Origin of the sequence: Acetobacterium carbinolicum (genome assembly GCF_047456275.1) — a bacterium.
Lineage (GTDB): Bacteria > Bacillota > Clostridia > Eubacteriales > Eubacteriaceae > Acetobacterium > Acetobacterium carbinolicum.
Genome location: NZ_CP173357.1, coordinates 38,930 through 63,732, shown reverse-complemented (window position 1 = coordinate 63,732; position 24,803 = coordinate 38,930). Strand labels below are relative to the sequence as shown.

Annotated in this window: 25 protein-coding genes; 5 read left to right on the top strand and 20 right to left on the bottom strand. The window is 45.4% G+C overall.

Annotation, left to right across the window (positions count from 1 at the left end; genetic code table 11):
• Positions 1-26 precede the first annotated feature (26 nt).
• Positions 27-1,118 carry a ComEC/Rec2 family competence protein gene (locus ACIZ62_RS00300; RefSeq protein ID WP_414150998.1) on the top strand — a complete coding sequence of 364 codons (1,092 nt, stop codon included), beginning with the start codon at positions 27-29 and terminating at the stop codon, positions 1,116-1,118.
• A 127-nt stretch (positions 1,119-1,245) separates the two neighbouring features.
• Here the strand turns inward: ACIZ62_RS00300 and ACIZ62_RS00295 are convergent, their stop codons facing one another.
• Genes ACIZ62_RS00295 through ACIZ62_RS00285 form a run of 3 tightly spaced genes read right to left on the bottom strand, consistent with a single transcriptional unit; the run spans position 1,246 to position 3,647 of the window.
• On the bottom strand, positions 1,246-1,980 hold the full coding sequence (locus ACIZ62_RS00295; RefSeq protein WP_414151824.1) for an ABC transporter permease: 735 nt from the start codon (positions 1,978-1,980) through the stop codon (positions 1,246-1,248).
• Between the two features lie 3 nt (positions 1,981-1,983).
• Positions 1,984-2,736 (bottom strand): ABC transporter permease, encoded by a 753-nt coding sequence (locus tag ACIZ62_RS00290; protein WP_414150997.1) that lies wholly within the window; start codon positions 2,734-2,736, stop codon positions 1,984-1,986.
• Positions 2,733-3,647 (bottom strand): ABC transporter ATP-binding protein, encoded by a 915-nt coding sequence (locus ACIZ62_RS00285; RefSeq protein WP_111888502.1) that lies wholly within the window; start codon positions 3,645-3,647, stop codon positions 2,733-2,735. The genes ACIZ62_RS00290 and ACIZ62_RS00285 overlap by 4 nt, the downstream gene beginning before the upstream one ends.
• 148 nt (positions 3,648-3,795) lie before the next feature.
• Between ACIZ62_RS00285 and ACIZ62_RS00280 the strand changes: the two genes are divergently transcribed.
• Both ACIZ62_RS00280 and ACIZ62_RS00275 read left to right on the top strand, forming a co-directional pair.
• Complete coding sequence (locus tag ACIZ62_RS00280; RefSeq protein ID WP_111888503.1) at positions 3,796-4,515, top strand: response regulator transcription factor; 720 nt, start codon at positions 3,796-3,798, stop codon at positions 4,513-4,515.
• Positions 4,512-5,870 (top strand): sensor histidine kinase, encoded by a 1,359-nt coding sequence (locus ACIZ62_RS00275; RefSeq protein ID WP_414150996.1) that lies wholly within the window; start codon positions 4,512-4,514, stop codon positions 5,868-5,870. Before ACIZ62_RS00280 ends, ACIZ62_RS00275 begins: the two co-directional genes overlap by 4 nt.
• Positions 5,871-5,942: 72 nt before the next feature.
• Here the strand turns inward: ACIZ62_RS00275 and ACIZ62_RS00270 are convergent, their stop codons facing one another.
• From ACIZ62_RS00270 to ACIZ62_RS00210, 13 genes are all read right to left on the bottom strand, one after another.
• The gene (locus tag ACIZ62_RS00270; protein WP_322519599.1) at positions 5,943-6,527 is read right to left on the bottom strand and encodes a biotin transporter BioY; all 585 of its coding nucleotides are present in this window, start codon (positions 6,525-6,527) and stop codon (positions 5,943-5,945) included.
• 86 nt (positions 6,528-6,613) lie between these two features.
• Complete coding sequence (locus ACIZ62_RS00265; RefSeq protein ID WP_111888505.1) at positions 6,614-7,591, bottom strand: biotin--[acetyl-CoA-carboxylase] ligase; 978 nt, start codon at positions 7,589-7,591, stop codon at positions 6,614-6,616.
• 104 nt (positions 7,592-7,695) lie between these two features.
• Positions 7,696-9,183: a hypothetical protein gene (locus ACIZ62_RS00260; protein ID WP_414150995.1), complete on the bottom strand. Its 1,488-nt coding sequence runs from the start codon at positions 9,181-9,183 to the stop codon at positions 7,696-7,698.
• Entirely contained in the window at positions 9,184-10,122 is a 939-nt protein-coding gene (locus tag ACIZ62_RS00255) for a glycosyltransferase family 2 protein (protein ID WP_414150994.1), read from the bottom strand. It abuts the gene before it with no gap.
• A gap of 309 nt (positions 10,123-10,431) precedes the next feature.
• Positions 10,432-11,355, bottom strand: a complete 924-nt coding sequence (locus tag ACIZ62_RS00250; protein WP_414150993.1) for an ATP-binding cassette domain-containing protein — start codon at positions 11,353-11,355, stop codon at positions 10,432-10,434.
• Positions 11,352-12,371: an ABC transporter ATP-binding protein gene (locus tag ACIZ62_RS00245; protein WP_414150992.1), complete on the bottom strand. Its 1,020-nt coding sequence runs from the start codon at positions 12,369-12,371 to the stop codon at positions 11,352-11,354. Before ACIZ62_RS00245 ends, ACIZ62_RS00250 begins: the two co-directional genes overlap by 4 nt.
• A gap of 94 nt (positions 12,372-12,465) precedes the next feature.
• Positions 12,466-14,052, bottom strand: a complete 1,587-nt coding sequence (locus tag ACIZ62_RS00240) for an ABC transporter substrate-binding protein (protein ID WP_414150991.1) — start codon at positions 14,050-14,052, stop codon at positions 12,466-12,468.
• Positions 14,053-14,094: 42 nt separating this feature from the next.
• Complete coding sequence (locus ACIZ62_RS00235) at positions 14,095-15,000, bottom strand: ABC transporter permease (RefSeq protein ID WP_111888509.1); 906 nt, start codon at positions 14,998-15,000, stop codon at positions 14,095-14,097.
• Entirely contained in the window at positions 14,967-15,986 is a 1,020-nt protein-coding gene (locus ACIZ62_RS00230) for an ABC transporter permease (RefSeq protein WP_111888510.1), read from the bottom strand. Before ACIZ62_RS00230 ends, ACIZ62_RS00235 begins: the two co-directional genes overlap by 34 nt.
• Positions 15,987-16,023: 37 nt before the next feature.
• On the bottom strand, positions 16,024-16,710 hold the full coding sequence (locus ACIZ62_RS00225; RefSeq protein WP_111888511.1) for a class I SAM-dependent methyltransferase: 687 nt from the start codon (positions 16,708-16,710) through the stop codon (positions 16,024-16,026).
• Positions 16,711-17,025: 315 nt separating this feature from the next.
• Positions 17,026-18,291, bottom strand: a complete 1,266-nt coding sequence (locus ACIZ62_RS00220) for a Sapep family Mn(2+)-dependent dipeptidase (RefSeq protein WP_111888512.1) — start codon at positions 18,289-18,291, stop codon at positions 17,026-17,028.
• Positions 18,292-18,346: 55 nt separating this feature from the next.
• Positions 18,347-19,612 carry a Sapep family Mn(2+)-dependent dipeptidase gene (locus ACIZ62_RS00215; RefSeq protein ID WP_414150990.1) on the bottom strand — a complete coding sequence of 422 codons (1,266 nt, stop codon included), beginning with the start codon at positions 19,610-19,612 and terminating at the stop codon, positions 18,347-18,349.
• Positions 19,602-19,862 carry a DUF1653 domain-containing protein gene (locus ACIZ62_RS00210; RefSeq protein ID WP_242988493.1) on the bottom strand — a complete coding sequence of 87 codons (261 nt, stop codon included), beginning with the start codon at positions 19,860-19,862 and terminating at the stop codon, positions 19,602-19,604. Before ACIZ62_RS00210 ends, ACIZ62_RS00215 begins: the two co-directional genes overlap by 11 nt.
• Before the next feature lie 109 nt (positions 19,863-19,971).
• Between ACIZ62_RS00210 and ACIZ62_RS00205 the strand changes: the two genes are divergently transcribed.
• Both ACIZ62_RS00205 and ACIZ62_RS00200 read left to right on the top strand, forming a co-directional pair.
• Positions 19,972-20,346: a hypothetical protein gene (locus ACIZ62_RS00205; protein ID WP_111888514.1), complete on the top strand. Its 375-nt coding sequence runs from the start codon at positions 19,972-19,974 to the stop codon at positions 20,344-20,346.
• Between the two features lie 83 nt (positions 20,347-20,429).
• Complete coding sequence (locus ACIZ62_RS00200) at positions 20,430-21,059, top strand: DUF975 family protein (protein WP_111888515.1); 630 nt, start codon at positions 20,430-20,432, stop codon at positions 21,057-21,059.
• 45 nt (positions 21,060-21,104) lie between these two features.
• On the opposite strand, the gene ribE is transcribed toward ACIZ62_RS00200, so the two are convergent.
• From ribE to ribD, 4 genes are all read right to left on the bottom strand, one after another.
• A complete protein-coding gene (gene ribE, locus ACIZ62_RS00195; protein ID WP_111888516.1) occupies positions 21,105-21,572 on the bottom strand; it encodes a 6,7-dimethyl-8-ribityllumazine synthase in 468 nt (155 codons plus the stop codon).
• Positions 21,573-21,743: 171 nt separating this feature from the next.
• A complete protein-coding gene (locus ACIZ62_RS00190; RefSeq protein ID WP_111888517.1) occupies positions 21,744-22,946 on the bottom strand; it encodes a bifunctional 3,4-dihydroxy-2-butanone-4-phosphate synthase/GTP cyclohydrolase II in 1,203 nt (400 codons plus the stop codon).
• Between the two features lie 26 nt (positions 22,947-22,972).
• On the bottom strand, positions 22,973-23,635 hold the full coding sequence (locus ACIZ62_RS00185; RefSeq protein ID WP_111888518.1) for a riboflavin synthase: 663 nt from the start codon (positions 23,633-23,635) through the stop codon (positions 22,973-22,975).
• Between the two features lie 4 nt (positions 23,636-23,639).
• Positions 23,640-24,707: a bifunctional diaminohydroxyphosphoribosylaminopyrimidine deaminase/5-amino-6-(5-phosphoribosylamino)uracil reductase RibD gene (gene ribD, locus ACIZ62_RS00180; protein ID WP_242988708.1), complete on the bottom strand. Its 1,068-nt coding sequence runs from the start codon at positions 24,705-24,707 to the stop codon at positions 23,640-23,642.
• Positions 24,708-24,803 lie beyond the last annotated feature (96 nt).

Sequence of the window (24,803 nt, the reverse complement as noted above, 5' to 3'; positions counted from 1 at the left end):
TAAAATAAAGCCACGGAGGAACTGATATGAAACAAAAACGTTTGCTTATTACAGCTTTTATTTTAAGCTTATTATTTATCTTCACAGGCTGTCAATTATTATCTGGAACCCAAACCAGCTTTACCCCTCATGATTCATTGGTGGTTCACTATCTGGATGTGGGCCAGGGCGATGCCATTCTGCTGGTGGACAACAACGACACCATGCTCATTGATGGCGGCAACCCGGAGTACGGCGAGGCGATCATTACCTATCTGACCGATCTGGGGATCACCCAACTCGACTATGTGGTGGCCACCCATAACCACAATGACCATGCCGGTGGGTTAACCGATGTGGTGGCCAGACTGGATGTGGACAATCTATACCTGACCAATTCCGAGGAAAACAAAGCTTCCCGAAACCTGACCGCTGAAGCAAAAAGTAAGAACATTCCTATTTCTACCCCCAGCCCGGGAACTACCCTGTCTTTTGGCAGCTCAACAATCAACTTTCTTGGACCCCTTAGTGTTCATGACGATGTTAACGATGATTCGCTTGTCATGAAAGTCACCCATGGTGCGCATCGTTTTCTATTTACCGGAGACATGGAAGAAGTGGCGGAAAAGGAACTTTTAGCCCAGAACCTGGATCTGGAGGCCGATGTCCTTAAAGTTGGTCATCATGGCAGCTATTCATCTACTGGCTATCTGTTTCTACGAACGGTGAACCCCCGTTATTCGGTAATCTCCTGTGGATTAAACAACGACTACGGTCACCCGCACGAAGAAACCATGAGCCGTCTCAACGACGTCGGCTCCACCATTTTTCGCACCGACCAACTGGGAACCATTATTGCCACCAGTGAGGGTGATCAACTGAGCTTTAATAAAACCGGGATTCTCCCAACCCAACCATATCAGGAAGTGGACAACGGGCTCGCAGCTACCCCAGAAACACCGGCAAACACAGCCACTTTGGAAACGGCCGCCTATATTGGCAATAAAAACTCCAAGGTTTACCATTTACCTGGCTGCTCCAGTTTACCAAAGGAATCCAATCGGATCTACTTAAACAATCTGGAAGAAGTTCATTCCCTGGGTCTGACTCCCTGTGGCGTCTGCAAGCCGCCAAGTTAAAACAGTACGAAACGAATAAGGCCAATGTTTAGCAATAATCGTCGCTGCTAAACACTGGCCTCTTTTTTTGCTTTGATTTTTCACTTCGTTTTTACGGTTCTTCTGTTTAATGTTGGACCGCTATTGATTAACCCGTCACCACATCCCGCCGTTTTAGCCAGGTGATGGCAAATAAACAAAGTCCAGCGGTGAATACAGCGCAGGCGATCAGAAAAGCAGCTTCGCCTACCAACATCGGTGCCGCCGGATCGTTGGCCCGCATACCTAGGGTTATGAGCGCATAGGGAAAGTAAAGCCCATAACCTTTAGACAACAGTGCCAACCCGGCAACGCCACCCATCAGAGCAATCCCGACCGGTACCGCAAAGCTGCGAATCACCAGTGATAGACAGAGCTGCAGGGCGCAAACGACCATGCCGCCCAACGCTCCAAACAACAGCCAGACTGGTAATTCCGGCGGGATCGGTCCCGAAAGCCCCGCCAGCAATCCGGAAATAATAAACAACAGTCCAATCCAGATCTGGGTCAAAATCACCATCAGCCAGCCCATTATCAGTTTAGCTAGAAACAACCGGGATATCGGAACCGGGGTGGTCATTACCGCATTCCAATTGTGGTTGGTATGTTCCAGCCGCAACAGATAGGACGCGTAGATCCCAATCAATACCGGCAGGAAAAAGTAACAGGCAAACAGGGTATGCTGAGTCCACAAGCTATACCACTGATTCTCCAACATTCCCAGGTTGTTGAGATAATTAAAGGTACCCATAAAGGCCGGAATAATGGGAATCAGTAAAAAAGCCAACCACACCGGACTATGTCGCATCTTGATCATTTCTGCTTTTAAAACCCGTTTAAGCATCATCTAGACCTCCCTTCTCACAAATAAAATCCGGCTGATACCGTAAATCAGCACAAAGAAAACCAAAATCAGGCCGAGCCCCGACCAATCCGTGCCCTTCCAGTAGAAATCTGCCACCCGGGTGACCTCATCCCAGTTCATGCCAACCTGCATCAGCACCCCATAATAGCTCCACAAAACCAGCTTTTGAAAACTCTGAGGTAAAAACATACTGAACAGACCGATAAAACCGCCAACGAGCCCCAGGGTCATCGGCACCATCTGATTGGCAACGAGCATCGATACCCCCTGTTGAAAAATATAAATGGTTAAGCTTACCACCAGAGTGAAAAACAGATAACTCGTCAAGGCCCCCCAGGGCACTGGGCCGCCAAAATGCAGGAAGAGACCCATACCAATCATGATAAGCAATTGTCCCAGGGCAGCCCCAAACATATAGACACTACCCCAGATAAACTTGGCCGCAAAGATCCGCTGGGCCGGAATAATGGTTTCCAGCAGCTTAAAGGTTTGGCCCTTATGCTCCACATCACTGAGGCGCGAAGCCACCACCGCCGCGATTACCGGCATGATGATGCAGTTGAGCATCGGAAACTGATAAAGAAAAAACATCCAGCCCTGAACCAGGTCATTGGCGTCTTTATTCGAAATAGCCCAGCCCGCCCAGAGCAGCTGAACAGCCATCATCACTGCCACCACCAGCCAAATCTTGCGACCCTTTGTTTTTAAGACCTCCATCCCAATTGCGGCACTCATAAACTCACCGCCGTTCCGGTCAGCTCCAGGAAAATATCCTCCAGGCTCTTTTTGCGTTCTTCGATCCGGACCAGGCCAATATTATTTTGCCCCAGCGTCTTACTGATTTCGGCCATCATCGTGTCCTTTAACTGTGGGATAATCAGATAATCATCCTCGGCTTCCCAGGCCACGCCGTTTCGACTGAAAAATGATTTGGTCACCTCATTATTCATGGTTCGTACCGCCAGGTGCTGTTTACTGTACTGATGCAGCTTGGTCAGGCTGTCCTGATAAACCAACTCCCCTTCCCGAATAATCCCTACCCGGGTGGCTAACTGATCAATTTCGCTTAGGAGGTGGCTGGAGACCACCACGGTCATGCCAAATTTTTGTGGCAGCGACTGAATCAGTTCCCGCATTTCCGAAATCCCAGCCGGGTCCAGCCCATTGGTTGGTTCATCCAAAATCAGCAGCTTGGGATACCCGAGCAACGCACTGGCCAGCCCCAGCCGCTGTTTCATCCCCAGCGAATACTGACTGACTTTTTTATTTTTCTGATTCTCCAACCGAACTATTTTTAAAACTTCGGCAATGTTTTGTTTGGGTACCCCCCGCAGGGTTTGAAAGATCTGCAGATTTTCCTCGCCGGTTAAATGCCCGTAATAGCTGGGCGACTCAATCAGAGAGCCGACATTCTTAAGATTTTTCAGACGGTTTTTGCTGTTAACCCGCCTTCCAAAGACCGCGATCTCTCCTTCCGTAGGTTTCGCCAACCCCAAAATCATCTTTAGCGTTGTCGATTTTCCAGCACCGTTGGGCCCCAGAAAACCATAAATAGCGCCTTCCGGAACCGACAGATCAACATCTTTAACCCGATAAACATTTCCATATTGTTTGCTGAGACCCTCAGTCTCGATAATATTACTCATAACCACGCACTCCTTCTTTTTTCGATACCTTTATGATAGCCGATGAACCTTACGGCGGGTTGTCCCCGGCCTTACTTTTACCTTAATTTTGATCGCTTATGCTAACACCAACAATTTTTTCGGGTATAATAACCTGGGGGTGATTCGAATGAAAACAATTTTCGAAGCAAAGCTTCTGGTTGTGGATGACGAACCGGAAATTATCAATTTATTAAAAACAATCCTTCACCAGGCAGGCTTTGCTCAGATTATCAGTGCCGAAAACTGCCAGCAGGCGCGGGCGCTTTTTGCTTTAGAAAAGCCCGATGGGGTAATTTTTGATGTGACGCTGCCCGATGGCGACGGGTTTTCTCTGATGCAGGAACTACGGCAGCAGTCAAATGTACCGATGCTGTTTTTGTCTGCCCGGGACGAGGATGAGAATCGGCTCCTGGGGCTGGGGTTGGGTGCCGATGACTATATTACCAAACCCTTTCTGCCCCGGGAACTGGTGCTGCGTTTAAGCGGGATCTTGCGGCGGGTTTACCAGCCGCTGTTGACTCCGCCAAACCAGGACGAAGTTCTGGTACTGGGGGCGGTGACCGTCAATTTTAAAAGCGGCATCGTTAAGACCGGTGATGGTGAAAAAAACCTCACCGCCAAAGAACATGCCCTGCTGAAAAAGCTTTGGGAAAACCAGGGCAATATCGTCACTGCTGACAGCCTCTGCCGCAGTGCCTGGGATGACGATCTCTACGGTTATGAAAATACCCTGATGGTCCACATCCGGCGGCTCCGGGAAAAAATCGAGGCGGACCCTTCCCAACCGCAATACCTGCTGACCATCCGGGGCATGGGCTATAAATTGGCCAAGGAAACCAAGCCATGAAAAGTTTGCGAAAAATCATCACCCGTTCGATTTTGCTGACGGCTGCGATTGCACTTTTACTGGTCACCATCAATCTATCATTTTTGACCAGCTTTATGATGAAATATTCTAGTAACCATCCACTTAAATATGCGATCTCCGATATTTCCGATGGTCTCTTAAACAGCGATGGCACTTATGAGCTTAATTCTTCTGCCACCATTCTGATGAATAAGCAATTTGTCTGGGCGATGCTGATTGACCGGGAGGGTCAGGTGATCTGGAACAAAAACCTGCCTGAAGATGTGCCGCTGCAATACACCCTTGCCGATGTAGCCTCCTTTAGCCGTTGGTATCTCAACGACTATCCGGTCTCCGTTTGGGAGCATCCCGACGGCCTGCTGGTTTTAGGTGAACCCAAAAACAGCACCTGGAAATACAACATCACCTCTACCGAAAACACCATCGCCCATATTCCCGGTTTTATTGTGAGCTTTTTTTTCCTTAATGTGTTGATTGCTTTGGCACTGGCTTTATTTCTGGGACTCTGGCTCTACCGTAAGCTAAAGCCGCTCTATAACGGCATTACCGCCCTACCAAAAAAAGAACCCCTGACACTGCCCACCGGCGGTGTTACCGGGGAAGTGGCTAGGATTCTCAATGAAACATCGGTGATTCTTTTTCAGCAGGAACAACAACTGGCCCACCGGGATCAGGCCCGGACGGAATGGATTGCCGGAGTTTCCCACGATATCCGCACCCCGCTGTCGATGGTGATGGGCTACGCCAGCGAACTGGAAATTAACCCCCGCCTGCCTGCCGCCGAACAAAACCAGGCCCGGATCATCCGAGAGCAGAGTCAACGGATTAAGTCCCTGATCGATGATTTAAACCTGGCTTCCAAACTGGAGTATCATGCCCAACCGATGGAGCTTAGCCGGGTTTCGCCCGCCGCATTAATCCGAGGTGTAGCGGTCAATTTTATCAATGATGGCCTCACCGCGCCCTATTCCCTCTCCGTCGATGTAACCGAAGAAACCAACAGCCCGATTTTACTCTGCGACCAGGCCCTGCTTCACCGGGCGCTGACCAACCTGATTGACAACAGCATCCGGCACAATCCCCGGGGCTGTAATATTACGCTTTCGGTAACTAATCTAACGACCGGCCTGGTGATTAAGGTCAGTGACGATGGCAAAGGCTATCCCCCTGAACTTATAAAAAATTCAGGGGGACTGGATGAATCACTATTACTCGGAAACCACGGTTTGGGTCTGATCATTGTTCGTCGGATCATGAAAATTCATGGCGGGAAGGTTGTTTTTGAAAATCTGCCCGATGGGGGCTGTACGGCTTCACTTGTTTTTATCTCTTAGAATGCCTTTTATCTTTGTTATCATGTTGTCTTAACAACTATGATCGATCTGAATCAATACGTTTTGTCAAAATCATTTTGTGAGCATCCCTCGCCCAATCACCGGTGCCAGTCGTTTGGCCAGTAGTACGCTGAGCGCAATCTTGATTATCCCCCCTGGCAGGGTCATCACAAATCCTGACATCATGACCGTTGCCGCTCCCACTGGCGTATTCAGATAATAATTGAGAATCACATAATACCATGGTAATCCCACGGCGTAGATTACCGCTGTTCCTGCAACCGCAGCCAGAATTAGCTGCTTTGTTGAGTGATCAGGGTTTCTTTCAGCCAACCACCCGGTAACAAATGCCCCCAGCGCAAAGCCGACAATATAGCCGAAGGTCGGTTTTAAAACATACATTAAGCCGCCGCCACCGGTAAATACCGGTACCCCTACCAGACCCATAAAAATATAAACTAAAACCGCAATCAGCCCCCCTCGGGACCCCAGCAGCAACCCGGCCAGAAGTACAAACATCGTCTGGAGGGTTAAGGGTATTCCCGGCAGGGGCACTTTAATCATCGCTCCTACCACAATCAATGCGGAAAATAATCCGCACAACACCAGCATTCTAATACTGAGGGTATTTTTATTAATCACGTTTTTTTCAATCATTTCGTTCCATCCTCTTCTAATTTTCCATCCTGTAAAAATTGTTTGATGTTAACTGGCAGCGAAGCTCAGGACCGTCTATTAATTATCTAGATCTTTCTGATACTAATTTCCCCGCTGTTCAGGGTTTCTGTTTGTCCAAATTGATTTTTGATAATTAATCCGCCTTCGTCACTAATGTCCAGGGCGGTTGCCACTTCCCACTCATCGTTCCTAAAAACCTTAATCTGTTTTCCCAAAACCATCGAGTGGGTTTTGTATTCCTCTAAAAAATCCCGATTAGTCAGATCGTCACAAATCGTTAAGACCTCGTTGATAATTTCCGCTGCCAGCCGATTACGGGTCAGGGCATCCGGTTTTTCATTAAACAAGGTCCCGACAATGTCTTTCAGTTCTTTGGGCAAGGCTGTTTCCGGCTGTTTAAAATTCACCCCGATGCCAATGATCACAAACTCGAACTGTCCGTTCTCAAAGTTAGTCACCGCCTCGGTGAGAATCCCCACAATTTTTCGGTCGCCCATAAAAATATCATTGACCCACTTGATCTGGGTATCAATGCCTGTCACTTTTTTAATCGCGCGGCAAACCCCCACCGATGCGCCGGTGGTTAACAGCACTGCATCCCGGGCGGCCACATCGGGTCGCAATACCAGACTTAAATAAATCCCGCTTTTGGGCGGTGAATAAAAGGAACGGCCCATTCGGCCCCGTCCCTTTGTTTGCTCTTCGGCAATAATAACAGTTCCCGTTTTTACCCCTTCCAGTGCCAATTTCTTGGCTTCCTGATTCGTGGAACCAAGGGTTTGATAGACCATCAGTGGAAGCGCCTGATTGGTTGGAGACAGCCAGGGGCGTATCCCTTCCGCCGACATTCGGTCCGATTCACTTTTTAGCCGATAGCCCTTGTTGGTGGTGGACTCTATTTCATAACCCGCTTCTTTTAAGCTTTTGATGGCCTTCCAGATGGCTGAGCGGGAGACCGCCATGGTGCTGGCCAGCACTTCTCCTGAAAGATAGGTTTCGCGATTTTCTTCCAAGGTTTGTAATAATTTTTGTTTTGTCGACATTTTTTTCACCTCTTGCTGTATTCTAACGAAAAAAAAAGCGATTGTCAACCACTTTTACTTAAATGGTCGACAATCGTTTTTTTTATCCTGGTTATCAGTTTTATTTAGTCACTTTTGAGATGGTACAAAGAAATGACCGTATCCTTTGTGATTAATTCATATTTCTTCCCCAGAACAGCATAGAGCGTCTGGTTTTGTTGGGGATCATTGTTTAACACAATCCATTTAGGCGGATTATTTTCTAATCGCTTATTGGTATCAACAAGCACTTGCGGATCGTAGCGCCCCCACCATTCCTGCATCGTAAAATATTTATAACAGGGTGTGATATCCGCCTTTAGAAACCATCCGGCGGGAACCGAATAACCTAAAACGCTGTCTAAATCGTCAGCCGGGATTAAATTTTTAATCGTCATGGCGTCTTCATAATAGCTGTTATTCGGTTGTTCTTCAATCATTTCCCACACCGTCTGATCTGCAAAGTTCAGGTAGCTGCCCACCGTTATCAGCAGCAGCGCCAATACCCCGACAAGCATCACGTGATAGTTTTCCTGGATCAGCATTTTCCCATCTTTTAGATAGAGCTCAATCAGTAAAATAATGGCCAAAACAAAGCACGGGGCCGTTAAGATAAAATAATGGTAGAAAACCCCGCCCAGCAGCAGTGAAAAAAAGGTGATCAACGAACCGGTGATCAATAACCAGGCAATTTCTTTGCTAACTTTTTTCAGCAAATAGTATATCCCCACACTAAAGGAAAAAATCACCGGAGTAATGGCGTAACCAAATTTTACAAATTCCTCTGGTGTTGATATCCCTGACATCCCCCCAGCATATTTGAGATTAAACAAAAAGGTTCCATAAATCATATCGCCAAAAGCATGATTCGCTAAAAAATAAATGGCGACTAACGAACAGACAAAAAACGAACCGCTAAGAAATGTCAGGGCATTATCAAAAAAATTGCGAAACGACTGATTCACCAGCAATTGGATCATCACGACTAAGACGATCGCACCAATAAATACGCTATTATTTAAGCGAATAAAGAGGATTAACGTAAAGCAGATCCCATACACCAGCGCATAGATTGGTGGATGCTTGGCTTTTCCCAGGGGTTCTAACTTAAAATATTTTGTGGCCAGGTATAGCGGCAGAAATAATAACGGTAAACTATATTCCTCGGTTAAGTTTCCCCCTTCAAAGGTGGCGGCCAGAATCAGCAAAAAGAAAACAACCGGAATCCAACACCACTTTTTTGCTAAAAACAATCGCCCCATTCTAAAAATCAGAACCAGGTTTGCGGCCATAAAAAACCATTGCACCAAAAAGTTACCAAAACGATTGGGCCATATCGACCAGCCCAAGGCCTCGATAAAAAACATGACTGGCCCCTTATGATCAAATAAATCCACATAGGGAATGTAGCCAGCGGTGATGCCCTTGCCAATCAGTAAGAATATCGCCGAGTCTGAGATGCCATAATTATCAATAAAGAGGGGGCTGGTTCCATAAGCAAACACCAGTAGAAAAAGAACGGCCATTAAAACTAGAATGCCATAGTCCAGAAGCGAATTTTTGTCTATCTTCATTTAATTGCGTTCCTTGACAATAAAAATAGGCCGTTTTTTCGTTTCTAAATACGTTTTGGCCAGGTATTGACCCAAAATCCCGATGCTGAATAACTGAATCCCACTGATCAGAAAAATCAAACACACCAGCGAAGCCCACCCATAGGCGGAACCATGCCATAATATTTCCCGAATAATGATCACGACAATGGCCACAAACGATAGCATACAAAAAAGTAGGCCGGTGGCTGATGCAAAGGCCAACGGTGCAGTTGAAAAACCGATGATCCCTTCCACTGAATATAGGCATAATTCCCAGAAAGACCACTTGGTTTTTCCGGCCACCCGCTCAACATCCTGATAGGGCAGCCATTTTGTCTTGAAACCAACCCACTCAAAAATTCCCTTTGAAAAGCGGTTATACTCACCGACCGCCAGAACAGCTTCGACCACAAAACGCTTCATCAGTCTAAAATCTCGTGCCCCTTCGACAATTTCCATGCCCGTCATCCGATTGATCAGTTTGTAAAAGCGTTTGGCAAAAAACGAACGAATACGGGATTCTTTGGCGCGGCTTGCCCGACAGGCTGCCACACAGTCAACATCCTCATTAATCAGAGCCTCATACATGGGCATGATTAAGGCTGGTGGATCCTGCAAATCAACGTCCATAATTCCGACATAATCCCCGGAGGCATAACTTAACCCAGCATAAATAGCCGCTTCTTTACCAAAATTCCGGGAAAAAGATACATATTTTACGCGACAATCCTTTTCACTAAGCTTTTTTATAATCGGCAGGGTTTTATCTTTCGAACCATCATCAATAAACAGAATCTCAAAATCTACTGTGGGCATCTGAGTGATAACCCCATTCACCAGCGTATCATAAAAAAGGGGAATGACCTCTTCTTCACAATAACAGGGAATCACCATACTTATTGTTTGTTTCTCCATCATTCTTCACCCTCACATTATCTTAGTACGTCCTCAAGAACAGAAAACCTCTCAAAACACAAAAATGCTTTTAAAAAATAAAATCCTGTCTTTGATTTTCCCTCGGGTTTCAAGACAGGATTTTAACTGCTATTTTTTATATATACCACGAATCAGCTTAACGAATCAAAAAAGCCCGTGGTTTCTAGATTTTTTCCCAAATCATAACTGCTTTGACGAGATTTTTTAGTGCTGTTCGGACTCTAACTAAAAAAAGATTATCACCATTAAAAATAATGGCCGATAATCGGTTTTGAAACTGACCCCAGTCGGTTAATATAATTTTTGAAGTACCAGGCTGGGGAAATTATTAAAAACACGGTGTTTTGGTGATAACTCCACCATTTCGGCTTCTTCTATCGCACTTCTTTCATCATAATCAATTAATATTTTATTTCGTTCATAAAGTGGATCTGGCACCAGTACTGCTGATAATAAGGACTGCGTATAGGGATGGGCCGGTCTTGTGAAAATTTCTTCGGTTGGTCCAATTTCCATAATCTTTCCATGGAGCATCACTGCTACCTTGTCACAGATAAATTTAATTATTGAAAGATCATGGGCTATCAAAAGAAACGAAAACCCATGCTCCCGTTGCAACCGCTGAAATAAGGTGATTATTTGAGCCTGTATGGAAACATCCAGTGATGCAATCGGTTCGTCAGCAATGATTAAATCCGGACTTGTGCTCAAACACCGGGCAATCGCAACACGCTGGCGCTGACCACCCGATATTTCGGTTGGGTATTTCTTTTTAAAGGTGTGATCTAGTCCCACTTCTATTAAAAGGGTGTCCAATTTTTTCTGAATTTCATTTTTGTCCTGCATCAATTTATTTACAACAATTGGTTCCGTTATAATTTCTTCAACTGTCATCCTGGGGTTAAGTGCTGCTGCTGAATCCTGAAAGATAATCTGCATATTTTTGTTAATATCGCCTTTGTTTTTTCGATACACCCCCTTGTCCGAAATCAGATTTCCTTTAAAATAGACTTCGCCCGCTGTTGCCGGATAAATACCCATGATGGTTCGGGCAACTGTCGATTTACCCGATCCCGTTTCACCAACTAAACCAACCACTTCGCCTTTTTTTACCTCAAAATCGACGCCATTGACGGCTTTAATTGTTAAATCTTTATTGATCTGAAAATGCTGCTGCAGATTTGAAACACTTAAAATCGACTCTGAGTTCATCATTCTTTTTCCATCCTTTTCAATGAAATTGGTGGTTTAATTTTGGGTGCTTTTTCATCCATCAACCATGTCGCCACATAATGGGTGGGTGAGACTTCATACATCGGGGGCATTTCTTCATAATCAATGGCGAGAGCATATCGATTTCGTATCGCAAACGCATCGCCTGGGGGTGGATTTAGCATAATCGGTGGGGTTCCGGGAATGGTGGCCAACGAATCACCCGCCTTAGTCAGTGCCGGCAAAGCCGACATCAGTCCCCATACATAGGGATGTCTGGGGTTATAAAATATATCTTCTGCGGTTCCAATCTCCACAATTTTTCCGGCATACATTACTGCCACGCGATCGGCAATTCTGGCAACAACACCCAGATCATGCGAAATAAATATAATGGAAATCCCGGTTTTATTACGGATATCTAATAGTAAGTCTAATATTTTTGCCTGAACCGTTACATCAAGCGCGGTGGTCGCTTCATCGGCAAACAAAATTTGGGGATTTGATGCCAGGGCGATTGCCAGTACACAACGCTGTCTCATTCCGCCGGAAAAAAAGTGTGGCTGCAACGAAAACATCTCTTCCTGTCTGTTAATCCCCACCAAATTGAGCATTTCGATTCCCCGTTTTTTTGCCTCTTCCTTACTGACTTTATTGTGTTTAACAATAGCCTCTGTTATCTGTTTACCAATCGGAATTGTCGGGTTGAGGGTGGTCATTGGATCCTGAAAAACCATCGACATAACACTACCTCGCAGTTTTCTCATTTCCTTTTCCTTATAGTCGGTAATGTCTTCGCCATCGACAATGATTCGCCCTTGTTTGATTTTGGATGTTTTCGGGAGCAGTTTTAGAACGGCTTGGCTCATCACCGTTTTTCCACAGCCGGATTCTCCAACAATGGCTAATATTTCGCCTTTTTTCAGTGTCAGACTGACATCTCTAACCGCTTCAACCTCACCATTTTTCGTATCAAAACTCACTGATAAATTTTTCAATTGTAAAATCGGTTCCTCCATCTATTGCCCTCCTATTCTATCGATAGATGCCGGATGCTCAACTAAACATCCGGCAAACAAAGAATGCCTTACAGCCTTTTACTTCTGCGCTTAATTATTTGTTAAGCGTCCAATCTTCAATATTCCACATCACACCAACGGCATGATGACCAAGAACGCGATCGGTATTAAGCCCTTCAAGTCCACTGATACTGACATAATTTCCATCCAGATAGGCAATCAGTACTGAGGCCGGTTGTTTTGCGAACGCTACTTCAAATTGGCCATATAAATCTTTTCTGGCCGCGACATCTTTCTCATGTCTGGCCTTTGTCAATAAATCGTCCACGACAGGGTTTGAGTATTTCATGGTGTTGGAACTACCAGCGGTGGTAAATTGGGCATAAAGTGCATCTGGATCAAATTCAACAGCGTAGCCTGATAAGAATCCATTGTATCCAGATTTCCAGTCAAATTTTGTAACCAGAACAATTTCCATATCCACACCGGCTTCTTTTAGCTGTTTTGAAATAATGTTGGCAATGTCAATTCGTTCTTCTTCATAATCCCGAACTTGAATGGTAAAATGGAATCTTTCCCCATTTCGTTCATAAATGCCATCAGCGCCTTTTGTCCAGCCTAATGCCTGCATTTCCTGGGCAAATTTATTCAGATCAAATGTATAAATATCAGCGGCCGTATTTCCACCAAAGGCATTTAACTGAATCGGGCTGTATGCAGAGCTTCCCTGATTATTGAGCACACTCTTAACCACGGACTCTTTATCAATTGCATCGTTGAGAACCCCAACAGAATCCTTGTTTTTTATCCAGAAATCGGTTCGGTTATCCACTGAAATCGCCCGATAGTCGGCGGTTGTAAAATCGATATTTTGATAACCATCTTTGCCTCGGAATTTTTCTGCATAGTTTGCGTTCAGCCAGGCTAGATCGGCTTCACCGGATTCAAGCATCAATGCTTTAGTATTTTCTACCGCAACGGTTTTATAAACCACCCGATCGATATTTGGCACCTTATCGTAATAATCGGCATTCTTTTCCAGGGTGATGGTTCCCCCAGTTTTATCCCACTCGACAAATTTATAGCGACCGGTTCCCACAGGCGCCTGATTAAAGGATGCGGTGGTCAAATCCTGACCATCCAATAAATGTTTCGGCGCAATTCCAATGGTAAAATTATCCAGCATGGCGGCATTGAATTGGGAAAGCGTAATCACCACGGTGTTGTCATCAATTGCCGTCACGCTGGTAATGTCGGTATAGTTACTTAATACACTGGCCGATAAGGTGGTATCTTTTGTCAGCTTATCGTAGGTGAAAACGACATCCTGTGCTGTTAACGGTTGGCCATCATGCCATTTCACCCCTTTCCGCAATTTAAAGGTATATGTTAATGAACCCTCATCATAGGTATAACTTTCAGCCAAATCGATGATTGGCTTGCCTGATGCATCATACTTCATCAAACCTGAGAAAATGATCCCAACCAATTCACTGCCCTCATTAATAATCGGGTTAATGGAATCTGCGGTTTCCCCAGCGTATACCAGGGTATTTGACAAATCCGACCCAGTCGATGATTTTTTATCAGCCGATGCTGACGAGCAACCGGTAAAACTTACCATGGTACTTAAACAAAGTACCCCTGCCAATAATTTAACAATCTTTTTCTTTACCCTCATAAACTTTTCTCCTCTAAAATTATCTAAACGCTATCTCAAAAATCAGAGATAACTTTCTCGTTTATTTGTTTCTTTTCTAAAATAATAGGCAATATTGGTAACACACACCAGGGTGGTAATCAGAAATACGCCTGGAAAGATAATGACCCACCATGAATTTGACAGCAACGCCTTATTTGCCAGAGACAGCATACTGCCCCAGGAAACGACATCAACGGGCAACCCCAAACCCAGAAAGCTGAGCGTGGATTCCATGGAGATGCTGAGTCCAATACTGGAGACGACCACAAACATAATGGTGGAGATAAAATTGGGAATCAGGTGTTTTATCATAATATGAAAAAAGCCACTCCCCATACATTGCGCCGCCAGGACATACTCACTACTGCGGATCTGTCTGACTTCGCTCCGGACAATTCTTGCCAGACCACACCATCCGGTCACCCCAATGACAAATGATATTTTGACAATATTCTGGGTTCCCATGACCGATGTCAGCAATAAAATCAACAGTAGGTTGGGAATACTGTTGATCAGCTCGGGAATTCGCATCATGATTGAATCAACCCGGGAATTAGCGGTTCCGCTGACACAGCCATAGATAACACCAATCACGGTAATAATCGCCATCCCCAATAAACCGATCAGAATGGATACCCGACCGCCATACCAGATCATCGAATAGATATCTCTTCCCAGGGAATCGGTGCCAAAATAAAATTCTGAGTTTGGCGGTTGATTAAGATTTTGTAGATAAAAACCGGTCGGATCATGATTATAAACCTGTTCCGCAAAAACACAGCCCAGAATGATAATCCCAAGAATAACCATTGACAGGATCGGCATCCCTTTTATCCGTTGCCAGAAGGAAATCCTTTTCTCTGCCGATTCGTATGTTTTGTAATTCGTCCCGACTAGGACAAAGGGGTCTGTGGCGTTTCCTGCCATGTGCTCACCTCCGTTAATTTCATTCTGGGATCGATGGCTTCATTGATAAACTGGGCAATAATACTGCTGGAAACAACCATAATGCCGGTAATGAGAACAATTAACATCAGTAAATTGTAATCATGATACTTGGCACTGGTAACCGACAGCGCTCCAATCCCCGGATAATTAAACACGGCTTCGGCAATAAAGGTCCCACTGAGAACATGGGGAATGGAAATCGCCATAATGCTGACAATGGTTGGTGCCACATTTCGAAAACAGTGTTTCAAAACGATCTCCGACTTCGTACATCCTTTTGATTTAGCCAGCAGCACATATTCTTTTCGGATTTCATCCAGCAATTTGTTTCGGATCATATAGGCGTAATACCAGAGATGACTAAGTATCATTACTGTTAGGGGCAAAATCATATGCTGGATGCGGTTAAAAAGATCGTCCGATTTACCAATATCATAAGCGCCACTACTGGGAAGCCATCCCAGATTGATGCTAAAAATCAATACCAATACAACTCCCAGCCAGAATGACGGGATATAATAAGCCGCCGTTCCCACCTTACAGATAATCCGGTCAATCCAGGTGTCTTCATGCATAGCACAAAATAATGCCAAAATCGTTGCCAGCACAAATACCAGGATATAGGCAGTGCCCCCCAGAATCAGGGTATTTCCGATTAACGGGGCAATCACAGCCAATGCTGGCATTTTGTATTTTAACGACATCCCAAAATCACCTTGCACAGCATTGCTGATCCATTTAACATATTGGAGTGCGATGGAACCATCCAATCCCAATCGTTCTCTTGCAGCATCCAGTTCAGAGGATGTCATCGACTCGACTGCATCGCCATAATATGATTGTAGCGGATCACCTGGAGCCAGACGGGCAAAGTAGAAAACCACAATTGATAAAAGCAGCATCGAAAGCAAAAACCATAAGGTTCGTTTGACTATTTTCTCAATTAATATCGATTTGCTGTTCAATCCTCACACTCCCCACTTATGGATTTAATTGCGTCCTTCATGAAATCAGCACACCCGTTTCTGATACCTTTGTTCCCATCAGAACAAACCATGGATCATAATCATATCCCGGACGGGTCAAACCCGGTAACTTCTGTATCTGCACTTCAACAAGACCGTTTCTTTCCAAAAGCTCTTTCAGTTCTTCCATGCGAGCGCTCTTTACTACCAGATGGTTATCCACTTCTTCATCTTCATAAATATTAACCTTGCCAATATTTAGTCCAACGCCCTCCTTCATCCGGTTAAAACACATAATTTTTCCCCCTGGTTTCAAAATTCGCAGCCATTCTCTGATTGCCAGATCCGGTTCAACCAGTGTCCAGATCAGCCGGGAATTGATAATAAAATCAATGGTTTCGTTCATAAAGGGCAGCTCTAAAACGCTCCCTTCCATAAAAACAGCATCCGACGCTGCTGTTTTTGCATGCTTAACTGCATAATTCATCATCTCTCTTGATATATCAATCCCGATGGTTGAATGACCCAGCTTTGCCGTCATATTTGCCAGAAATCCGGTTCCGGTTCCCAGATCCAGAACATTTTTGTTCTGATTCGTCCCTAAAAGATTGTTAAGCGCCTCCATCCATGCCTGCAAATCCTCCGTATCATGATCAGCATCAAACGAATCAGAACGCTTGTCCCAGTACGCTTCAATTTTTTTTATTACTCCAACTACTTCCATTTTTAACCCCTTTCAAAAAAACAAAGCCACGAAAATTGATTTCTATCTACGATAGAACACTCAACCTTCATGGCTAAATTAATTGATTAAATTTTAAAATAAGTTTTCAGACACGTCTTTCACTATTTTTATTTTTGGCAGTATATACCTGTAGATATGTTATTCCAGTGAAATCGATTTGTCAATCATTATTTTAATAAAAGTGAATTTAGATAATTATATCATCGCTTCACTTTATCCTTTATCACAACAATCAATATTGTTTTTTTGAGTCATCTGATTCCCGCGATTCTCTTTTAGGAATTAGACTTACTTCTATTGCGCCAGCACTTCCAAAGCCTTCACAATAATATCAAAGTTCTTCGCCATGCTGTCAATGCTCCAAGACTCATCGGTCTGATGACAGGTGTTGGTTTCACCGGGAAAAACGCCGCCAAAGGCCACGGCGTTATCAAAGGCCCGAGCATAGGTTCCGCCGCCCGAGACAATCGGACCGCTGGTATCGCCAGTGTAGTCGGCATATACTTTTTGCAGCGATGTGACCAGAAAACTTTCCTGATCGACATGCAGAGGTAGGGTTTCATGATCCATTTCCAGAGAAAAGCCCAGCTCTTCGATGGCTTTCAGGATGGTTTTACAGAGCTCGCTGCTCTTTATGGTCACCGGGTAGCGGATATCACATCGAAGCACGGCGATATTCTCATCTACAAAGGCGATAGCCGGATTAAGGGTCAGATCCCCGGATACCGCATCAGAAAGGTTAATCCCAAAACCTGCCGGGGTCGCCCGCTTAAGCAGCTCCAGAATCGGATGCTTTATACCCGCCGCCCGTAATTCGTCTGCCAGTTTTATCAGAGCGTTGTCACCCTTTTGTGGCTCAGAAGCATGGGCGGATTTGCCCCTGGCTTCGTAGGTCTGGCCGTTGTAAGTCGCTTTAGCATAATCCGGAACCGAATTGATCTGTTTACCACTACTTAAGTTTAGTACGGGTGTGCCATTATCCAATTCTTTTTTAAGAATCACATTCATGATGCCCTTTTCCGCAAAAATAACCGGGAAACCGGAATCCGGCGAAAAGGCGTAGGTGGGGATCTCTTCAGTTTCTTTGTAGCGTTTCATACAGGCCCAGTTGCCGCCTTCTTCATCACCGCCAATAATCAGGCGAATCCGTTTATTAATCGGTACCTTGGCCTCTTTCAGGGCTTTTAAGGCAAACAGAGAGACAATGGTAGGTCCTTTATCGTCCAGCACCCCCCGGCCATAAATTTTATCGCCATCAATGGTTAAGTCAAAGGGCAGCACGGTCCAGTCGTCACCCACTTCGACCGTATCAACATGTGTGATGGCCGCCACCATTTCTGGCCCTTCGCCAAATTCCACGTAACCGCAATAGCCATCACAGTTTTTAGTGGTCAAACCGAAACTTTTACCTAACTCCAGAACGTAATTAATGGCCGCATTGATCCCAGTTCCCAAGGGCGCTTCTGAAGTGGTCGCTCCAGCGTTGGCGTTCACCGACTTTATTTGTAACAGGCCTCGCAAGGCCTCTAAGACTGCTTGTTTATCAAAATGAATGGTCATCTTTTTCCCCATTTCTATCGCTACGATTTAGGGTTACCGCATGGCCACCCTGCTATTATTGTACCAGACTTTCCAGCGCTTTGGTGATAATATCAAAATTCTTCTTCATGCTTTTAATACTCCAGTACTCATCGGTCTGATGACAGGTGTTGGGTTCCTCGGGGAATCGTCCCCCAAAGGCCACGGCATTATCAAAGGCCCGGGCGTAAGTTCCCCCGCCGATGACCTTGGGACCGGTGGTATCGCCGGTATAGTCTTCATAAATTTTTTGAAGCGCATCAATGAGATAACTTTCTTTCTCAATATGGAGCGGTGGCAGATCATAATTGATGTTAACGGTAAAACCCAGAGGGGTAACGGCTCTTTCAATGTGGTCCCGGATGTCCGCTCCCTTCATGGTGACCGGATAACGGATATCGCACTTTAGCACCGCCTTGTCCTGATTAACCTTGGCAATCGATGGATTGATGGTGAGTTTCCCGGAAATTTCATCTTCAAAATCGATATTCAGTCCTTCGGAGGTGGCGATGTCGATAAGATCCAGAAAGGGGTGCTCCAACCCCAGCACTCTTAACTCACTGGCCAATAAAAACATCGCATTAACCCCCTCATGGGGCTGAGATGCATGAGCTGGCTTACCGATGCTTTCATAAACGGCATCACTGACAATGGCCTTGGCATAATCGGGAACGGTGTTGATCTGATTACCGCTAAAAAAGCCCAGGTTGTAAGTGGTGGGCTCCAGATTTTTTTTGATACAGACATTCAGAATGCCTTTTTCAGCAAAGATGGCTGGGTACCCGGAATCCGGTGAAAAAGCATAAGTCGGCGCTTCTTCGGTGGCCTTATAGCGGTTCATACAATGCCACTGTTCACCTTCTTCATCACCACCGATTATCAGACGAACCCGTTTATTCAAAAGTGCTCCACTATCTGCCAAAGCCTTCATGGCATAAAGCGCCACCAGGGTGGGGCCCTTATTGTCAATGGTTCCCCGGCCATAGGCCTTATCGCCGTCAATGGTCAGATCAAAGGGATTAACGGACCAGCCATCCCCCACCGGCACCGTGTCCACATGGGTCAGAATGCCAATCATTTCTTCACCCTGACCCATTTCGATGTAACCGCAATAGCCGTCACAGTTTTTGATTTTAAAGCCAAAGCGCTCGCCCAGATTTAACACATAGTTGATTGCCGCGTTAATGCCAATGCCTAGGGGTGCCTCTGGTATAACAGGTCCGGCATCGGCATTGGTCGAATCGATTTGTAGCAACCCTTTCAGGTCGTTTAACAGGTCTTTAACTTTTAGTTTATCGTTCATCTTTTTTTAATGATGCCTCTCCAATGTATTCAAAACGTTTCATGATGACGCCATCTTTTTCAATGATTTCGTCCCACATCGTGACTGGCCGAACCCAAAGTCCACCTTCCCCATACAAGGGCCGGTAAATCACCAGGGTTTCTAATGTTTCACTATGGGTTCCAACTCCGATGACTTCATATTCATTGCCCTTATAATGTCGATAACGTCCGGGTTTGATAATATCTTGTTTCACTACTAGATCACTCAACTTTCACTTTCTTCTTCTCGTAAATCGTGATATTATATACAAAGATTCTTAAGAGAATACCAAAATTTTCTTAAGCTGAAATCAAATTTTATGGATAAAGGAGTTTCTTATGCAAAAATGTTTTTCCTGCGGAATTGAACTTAAAGAGGATGATATCTACGAAGTAAAAGGTAAGATTTTTTGTGATGACTGCGCCTTAGGTCAGCATAAACTGGTTCAAACCTGCGATCCCAGTGCCGTTCTCAGTGCCAAACTTGATCGACAACGATCCGGCCACACCGGAACCCAGGGCCTGACCCCCCGTCAAAAAGAATTTTATGAATACATCGTTGCCAACAACGGGGTCACCATTCCCCAGTTTGTCGAAAAATTTGGTCTGACAGCCGAAGAAGTCAGTGCTGATCTCAGCGTTTTAAGACACGCTGAACTCGGTAAGGGTCAAAAAAGAGCGGACGGCGTTTATTTCGTTACCTGGGAATCCTGATATTTAAATTCCAATAAAGGTGCCTTAATAATTTTTGTTCGCATTTTTATTGTTTATATAAAATAAATATTAAAGGAGATTTTATGAAAACGAGACAAGAAATTAAAGCCATCGCCAAGCAGAACTTTTCTGAGAATTACTGGATCTGTGTTGGCGCAACCATATTGGCATTGGTTGTTATTGGTGCGGCTTCCGCCATCACTTCCTTTATTGGAGGATTAGGTGGTCTGATTATCTGGGGGCCCATGATGGTCGGTCTACAGTTTTTTTCACTTTGGATTTACCGCGGCGAACTCCCCGCTCCAACCCTTGAAGACATGTTTAAAACCGGTTTCTCTGATTTTGGACGGAAACTTGGTGGCATGCTCTGGATGGAATTATTTGTTTTTCTCTGGTCTTTGCTTTTTGTTATACCCGGTATTATAAAGTCCCTCGCTTATAGTTTTACACCTTATATTTTGGCCGAATACCCCAATGTACCGGCTACTGAGGCCGTTAAAATTTCGATGCGAATGACCGAGGGGCATAAGGGCGATATTTTTGTGATGTCACTCAGCTTCCTGGGATGGTTTATCCTTAACGGATTTACCTTTGGTATTCTTGGTATCTTCTATGTGAACCCCTACTTCTTTACCAGCATGGCTGGACAATATGAAGATCTTAAAGAATTAGCACTTCAAAACGGCGTCGTCAGCCTGGATGAACTCATTTAAAACTTATCTAAAAAGGGGGGGCAGAATTTTCCTGCCCCTTCTTTTTTAATTTGCTATTTCGTTAATCAGATTAACCATTTCAATGGCTGTCAGGGCACAATCATAGCCCTTATTGCCAGCCTTGGTTCCGGCCCGCTCTATGGCCTGTTCAATGTTTTCAGTGGTCAGCACCCCGAAGATCACCGGGATTTCTGACTGCAACGAAACATGGGCCACGCCCTTTGACACCTCGCTGCAGACATAGTCATAGTGGGTAGTGGAACCGCGGATTACTGCCCCCAGACAAATAACGGCATCATACTTTTTTGACTTAGCCATTTTGGCTGCAATCAGAGGAATCTCAAAGGCTCCCGGTACCCAAGCCACGTCAATGTCCTCTTCCTTCACATCGTGACGCTTCAAGCCATCAATGGCTCCGCCCAACAACTTAGAACCAATAAACTCATTAAACCGCGCCACCACAATCCCCACTTTAATTCCCTTTGATACTAACTTACCTTCATATACATTCATTATATTCTCCTCTATAATAATTTTTGTTATCTAACTTTCAAAACGATAACCTAGTACCGACAATTGTTACATCATGTTGTTTGCATCAGAGCGGACACGGCCCAAGCCTGTCCGAGTCTGCAGCAAACAACAGATTAACAATTGGTCGGTACGGCAGTTTATCACTAGGTTTTAGTTATAATTTAAAATATGGCCCATTTTTTCCTGTTTGGTTTTTAAATAAAACAGGTCGTGGCTGGATGCTTCCATTTGGATGGGAACCCGCTCGACCATTTCCAGCCCAAATTCTGACAAACCGTCCATTTTTTTAGGATTATTGGTTAGCAGCCGCAGCTTTTTTATGCCCAAATCGCTTAAAATCTGGGCGCCGATATAATATTCCCGCAGGTCTTCCGGAAATCCCAGTTCAATATTAGCCTGAACCGTATCCATGCCCAGATCCTGAAGGGCATAAGCTTTTAATTTGTTGATCAGACCAATCCCCCGGCCCTCCTGACGCATGTAAAGCAGCACGCCCCGGCCTTCTTTTTCAATGGCGGTCATCGCCGCGCCAAACTGATCGCCGCAATCACAACGGATCGAACCAAAAGCGTCGCCGGTTAAACATTCGGAATGGACCCGACACAATACCGGACTTTCGCCGCTTACATCGCCCTTTACCAGGGCCACATGATGCTCGCCGTTTAACTTATTGACATAGCCATAGGCGATAAACTCACCGTATTTGGTGGGCATTTTGGTGACCGTCACCCGTTCCACCAGTTTTTCATTTTGTTTGCGATAGTTCTGCAAATCCTTAATGGTGATGAATTTCATCTGATGGGTCTGGGCAAACGCGATCAGCTCCGGGGTGCGCATCATGGTGCCGTCGTCTCGCATAATTTCGCAGCACAGGCCACATTCTTTCAGCCCGGCCAGTTTGACCAGATCGACCGTCGCCTCAGTATGGCCATTTCGCTCCAGAACCCCGTTTTCCCGGGCCACCAGTGGAAACATATGTCCGGGCCGCCTAAAATCTTCCGGTCTGGCATTCTCATCGACACACTTGATGGCGGTGACGGAACGTTCTGCCGCGGAAATACCGGTGGTGGTATCGACATGGTCAATTGACACGGTGAAGGCGGTACCGTGGTTATCGGTATTCTCCATCACCATTTGGGGAACGGCTAATTTTTGCACCAGTTTTTCGCTCATCGGCATACAAATCAGCCCTTTTCCATAAACGGCCATAAAGTTGACGTTTTCGGTCGTGGCAAATTCAGCCGCACAGACAAAGTCGCCTTCGTTCTCCCGGTCGTCATCGTCGGTAACGATGATAATCTTACCCGCTCGTAAATCTTCTAGTGCTTCTTCAATCGTGTTAAATTTAAACATAGTACCCTCTCTTAATTTTATTAGTTTTAGAACCCGGCCTCAGTCAGAAAATCAAAGGTCAAACCACTGGATTTTTCCTGGCTGCAATCTATTTTTGAAGGAGGACTTAACAACAGGCTTTCGATATATTTGCCGACCAGGTCGTTTTCCAGATTGACCGGATCGCCAGCTTTTTTTATTCCCAGGATCGTGTGCTTAACCGTATGGGGAATGATCGATACCTTAAAGCTGCCTACGGTTATTTCGATAACCGTTAAGCTGATGCCATCAATAGCAATTGAACCTTTTTCGATGATGTAGCGCCGTATTTTCGGCGATGCCGCAATCTCAAAGATCACCGCATTATCATCAGTGGTAATATCTACAATGTGACCTGTTCCGTCAATATGGCCGGCCACCATATGTCCCCCGAAACGGCCATTGGCCGACATCGCCCGTTCCAGATTGACAGCCGAGCCTCCTTTTAAATCGCCCAAGTTGCTGCGGTTTAGGGTTTCGCTCATGACGTCGGCCATCCACTTATTTCCACGGAGCTGGGATACCGTCAGACAAACCCCATTCACCGCCACGCTGTCGCCCAGTTTTAAATCGTCCATGATGAGCTCACCCTGAACCCATAATTGGGACGATCGTTGACCCTTAACTACAGCAGTAATTTTGCCAACTTCTTCGATAATTCCTGTAAACATGTCCTTACCTCTTTATATATTCGAGGCAAATATCTTCCCCGAAAATTTTTATTTTTCTGTCTGTAAATTGAAAGGCCTCCTCTGGATCTGCCAGCCCCAGGCCTTCCACCGGGGTTTTGGCAGTGACGCCGCCAAATATTTTAGGGGCCAAATAAACCTGGAGTTTTTTGACGATGCCACTTTTTAAGGCACTAAAATTCAGGGTGCCCCCACCTTCTAGCAAAATGCTGTCGATCCCCGCTGCTCCCAATTTTCGCATCAACTCATTGAGGCCCAGATGATCGCCTTCTCTTGAAACAGTTAAAATGTTACAGCCCATGATTTCAAACCGTTTTATTTTTTTTTGATCCCGCGAACAGGTGGCCAGATAGGTCGGTATTTTATCGGCCGATTTTACTACCCGGGATGACAGCGGGGTGCGCAAATGGGTATCGCAAATAATCCGGCTGGGGTTTCTGCCGCCATCAATCCGGCAGCTCAGCTGGGGATCATCTTTTAAAATGGTATTGATCCCGACCATAATTCCGGCAACTTCATTTCTCGTCTGATGGACGGCTATCCTGGCCTCTTCCCCGGTAATCCACTTCGATTTCCCGGTATAAGTGGCAATTTTGCCATCCAGGGTCATGGCATATTTCATTAATACATAGGGGGTTCTGTTTTTGATGTAGTGGAAAAATACGGCGTTCATTTCCTGACAAGCCGTTTCCCTAACTCCGGTTATCACCGTGATCCCTTGCTGCCTGAGGATCTCAATCCCCTTGCCACTGACTTGCGGATTGGGATCGGTAGACCCAATAACCACCCGACTGATCTTGTTTTCAATGATCGCCTCAGTGCATGGCGGGGTTTTGCCATAATGACAGCAGGGTTCCAGGGTCACATAGAGGGTTGCTCCGACCGCCGACTGGGTACAAACCGCCAGGGCCTGGCGTTCGGCATGAAGCCCGCCATATTGTTCGTGATAACCGCTGCCGATAATTACACCATCCTTGACAATCACCGCTCCCACCAGGGGATTGGGATTTACCCGGCCGCGACCTTTTTTGGCCAGGTCGATAGCCAGATCCATATATTTTTGATGATTTTCCACACGTTCTCCTTTCTCAAAAAAGAAAAATACCCTGAATCGTCATTCAGGGCAAAGGGTTTGTTTACAGATTTACTT

Coding starts and splice junctions, on each gene's coding strand:
- ACIZ62_RS00300 (WP_414150998.1), top strand. CDS start 27: ATGAAACAAAAACGTTTGCTTATTACAGCTTTTATTTTAAGCTTATTA.
- ACIZ62_RS00295 (WP_414151824.1), bottom strand. CDS start 1,980: ATGCTTAAACGGGTTTTAAAAGCAGAAATGATCAAGATGCGACATAGT.
- ACIZ62_RS00290 (WP_414150997.1), bottom strand. CDS start 2,736: ATGAGTGCCGCAATTGGGATGGAGGTCTTAAAAACAAAGGGTCGCAAG.
- ACIZ62_RS00285 (WP_111888502.1), bottom strand. CDS start 3,647: ATGAGTAATATTATCGAGACTGAGGGTCTCAGCAAACAATATGGAAAT.
- ACIZ62_RS00280 (WP_111888503.1), top strand. CDS start 3,796: ATGAAAACAATTTTCGAAGCAAAGCTTCTGGTTGTGGATGACGAACCG.
- ACIZ62_RS00275 (WP_414150996.1), top strand. CDS start 4,512: ATGAAAAGTTTGCGAAAAATCATCACCCGTTCGATTTTGCTGACGGCT.
- ACIZ62_RS00270 (WP_322519599.1), bottom strand. CDS start 6,527: ATGATTGAAAAAAACGTGATTAATAAAAATACCCTCAGTATTAGAATG.
- ACIZ62_RS00265 (WP_111888505.1), bottom strand. CDS start 7,591: ATGTCGACAAAACAAAAATTATTACAAACCTTGGAAGAAAATCGCGAA.
- ACIZ62_RS00260 (WP_414150995.1), bottom strand. CDS start 9,183: ATGAAGATAGACAAAAATTCGCTTCTGGACTATGGCATTCTAGTTTTA.
- ACIZ62_RS00255 (WP_414150994.1), bottom strand. CDS start 10,122: ATGATGGAGAAACAAACAATAAGTATGGTGATTCCCTGTTATTGTGAA.
- ACIZ62_RS00250 (WP_414150993.1), bottom strand. CDS start 11,355: ATGATGAACTCAGAGTCGATTTTAAGTGTTTCAAATCTGCAGCAGCAT.
- ACIZ62_RS00245 (WP_414150992.1), bottom strand. CDS start 12,371: ATGGAGGAACCGATTTTACAATTGAAAAATTTATCAGTGAGTTTTGAT.
- ACIZ62_RS00240 (WP_414150991.1), bottom strand. CDS start 14,052: ATGAGGGTAAAGAAAAAGATTGTTAAATTATTGGCAGGGGTACTTTGT.
- ACIZ62_RS00235 (WP_111888509.1), bottom strand. CDS start 15,000: ATGGCAGGAAACGCCACAGACCCCTTTGTCCTAGTCGGGACGAATTAC.
- ACIZ62_RS00225 (WP_111888511.1), bottom strand. CDS start 16,710: ATGGAAGTAGTTGGAGTAATAAAAAAAATTGAAGCGTACTGGGACAAG.
- ACIZ62_RS00220 (WP_111888512.1), bottom strand. CDS start 18,291: ATGACCATTCATTTTGATAAACAAGCAGTCTTAGAGGCCTTGCGAGGC.
- ACIZ62_RS00215 (WP_414150990.1), bottom strand. CDS start 19,612: ATGAACGATAAACTAAAAGTTAAAGACCTGTTAAACGACCTGAAAGGG.
- ACIZ62_RS00205 (WP_111888514.1), top strand. CDS start 19,972: ATGCAAAAATGTTTTTCCTGCGGAATTGAACTTAAAGAGGATGATATC.
- ACIZ62_RS00200 (WP_111888515.1), top strand. CDS start 20,430: ATGAAAACGAGACAAGAAATTAAAGCCATCGCCAAGCAGAACTTTTCT.
- ribE (WP_111888516.1), bottom strand. CDS start 21,572: ATGAATGTATATGAAGGTAAGTTAGTATCAAAGGGAATTAAAGTGGGG.
- ACIZ62_RS00190 (WP_111888517.1), bottom strand. CDS start 22,946: ATGTTTAAATTTAACACGATTGAAGAAGCACTAGAAGATTTACGAGCG.
- ACIZ62_RS00185 (WP_111888518.1), bottom strand. CDS start 23,635: ATGTTTACAGGAATTATCGAAGAAGTTGGCAAAATTACTGCTGTAGTT.
- ribD (WP_242988708.1), bottom strand. CDS start 24,707: ATGGATCTGGCTATCGACCTGGCCAAAAAAGGTCGCGGCCGGGTAAAT.